Genomic DNA, 1,646 nt, shown 5'->3' on the forward strand with positions numbered 1-1,646 from the left:
GGGTGGGTAAGGCTTTCAGCATTGGAATTGCCAAAAATCGGGCGGTCAGATGGCCACCCTCAAGAGTTTGCCAGGCGCTAAAGCCGGGTCACTTTGCACACCACCCGGCCAATGACTTGAAGATCGTCCGCGAGAATCTCATCGATGCCATGGACGGGGTTGTCGGACTTAATCCTGATTCGCACAGGGGCGCTCCCCTTAACGACTTCAAGTCGCTTCACTGCAACGCCGATCCCATCAAAGATCGCGAAGAGCCCATCTGGCGAAGGGGATGTTTGTGATCGGTTGACCATTACACGGTCTCCCGGAAGCAGTGTGGGGATCATCGAATCGCCGGCGACCGGGATAAAATCTACGTCAGCTTCGCGCGCGTTCAGTTCCGTCCGGAGGTAATCAACGGGGAGGCGCCATACGGCGCGGACGCCGTCGATTTCCTTCCCGTCCATCATGTAAATCGGAGCGACGCCGCCGCCGCCCAACCCGGCTGTCACGTCTCTTTCGGGTACTTCGCCAGGACCAAGGGACTGCCGGGAAACCCTGCGCGTCGCGCCAGTACGGTCGGCATCGTCTTGGAATTGTGGGTCTGGGTCGAATTCCTCGCCGATTGGCACCCGGACAATCTCCCGAGGGCCGGCCTTTTCCGCGAGAAGCTTCGCCTTTCCAATGTCATTGGGGCCGAGGCCCACGAGCCACCCAGGAAGGACGCCAAAAGCGGCGCCATACTTTATCGCATCAGACATCGAGAAGCCGTTCTGACCGTTCTCATGCGCGGTGTAGGTCGAGACCGTCCACCCGTGCTCCAGGGCGGCGTTGCGGGCTGATTTGTAGCCAGAAGCCAATCTGGCGGTTCGGAGACGTTCGGCCTGATCCATCATGAACACCACATAGCACGAATATTTAACATAAATCATGTTGACGATGTGAGCACGATAGGTGTACATCGTGTCTATGAAACGTGTTCACGATCTCTTTGACGACCTTGGTGGACCGGCCGCGGTAGCGCGAGCGCTGGGGGTCGGCCCTTCAACAGCTTCGGAAATGAAACGTCGTGGTTCGATCCCAGGTGAGTATTGGGCGGAGATCGTTCGGGACGCGAATGCCCGCGGAATTGAGAGCGTCACGCTCGAAAGGTTGGCTGCCATTCACGCCCGTGAACGAGCTCAGATGGAAGAAGGTTCTGAGGTCGTGTCATGCGCCTGAAGGCCCGTATGCGCTTTTGCGCCAAGCAGCAGTTCTGGTCCCTCACGCATGACGGTTGGGTCATCACCCATCCTTCCGCGACAGCAATCGTTCCAGGATGCCGTCGAGGTGACGCTTGATGTCGTCACGTCCCTCCATATGCGCTCGGATGTACGGGCCGGTCGTTGAGATCGAAACCTCTTCTGCGGTCATCAGCCCCGCGCCGAGCAAGTCGCTCACAAGGCTTTCGAACAACTGCAGCGCGAGTTCGGCTTTGTCGTCGGTCGTCAGTTCCGCCGCTCCTTCCGCTCTTCGCATCTCACACATCGCCCAGTCCCTTCGTCTTCTGCTGAGCCGGATCATGCAGGCGGATGGGAATTCCTTCAAAGCAATCGTTTCGGGAAACCTTGCATGAACACGCGCTCCTACCTTCGCGAAGATCATCTCATTTTGAAGGCGGCGTTTCG

Annotated in this window: 3 protein-coding genes; 1 reads left to right on the forward strand and 2 read right to left on the reverse strand. The window is 58.2% G+C overall.

Going from position 1 to position 1,646, the window contains the following annotated elements:
* Nucleotides 1-77: 77 nt before the first annotated feature.
* Nucleotides 78-686 carry a S24 family peptidase gene (locus tag AC1DT3_RS20365; protein WP_477467025.1) on the reverse strand — a complete coding sequence of 203 codons (609 nt, stop codon included), beginning with the start codon at nt 684-686 and terminating at the stop codon, nt 78-80.
* Nucleotides 687-948: 262 nt separating this feature from the next.
* On the opposite strand from AC1DT3_RS20365, the gene AC1DT3_RS20370 reads away from it, so the two are divergent.
* Nucleotides 949-1,200: a carph-isopro domain-containing protein gene (locus tag AC1DT3_RS20370; protein ID WP_477467027.1), complete on the forward strand. Its 252-nt coding sequence runs from the start codon at nt 949-951 to the stop codon at nt 1,198-1,200.
* 63 nt (nt 1,201-1,263) lie between these two features.
* Here AC1DT3_RS20370 and AC1DT3_RS20375 read toward each other — a convergent pair whose 3' ends face one another.
* On the reverse strand, nt 1,264-1,497 hold the full coding sequence (locus AC1DT3_RS20375) for a hypothetical protein (protein WP_477467026.1): 234 nt from the start codon (nt 1,495-1,497) through the stop codon (nt 1,264-1,266).
* Nucleotides 1,498-1,646 lie beyond the last annotated feature (149 nt).

The organism is Microvirga sp. P4_G7 (genome assembly GCF_056401005.1).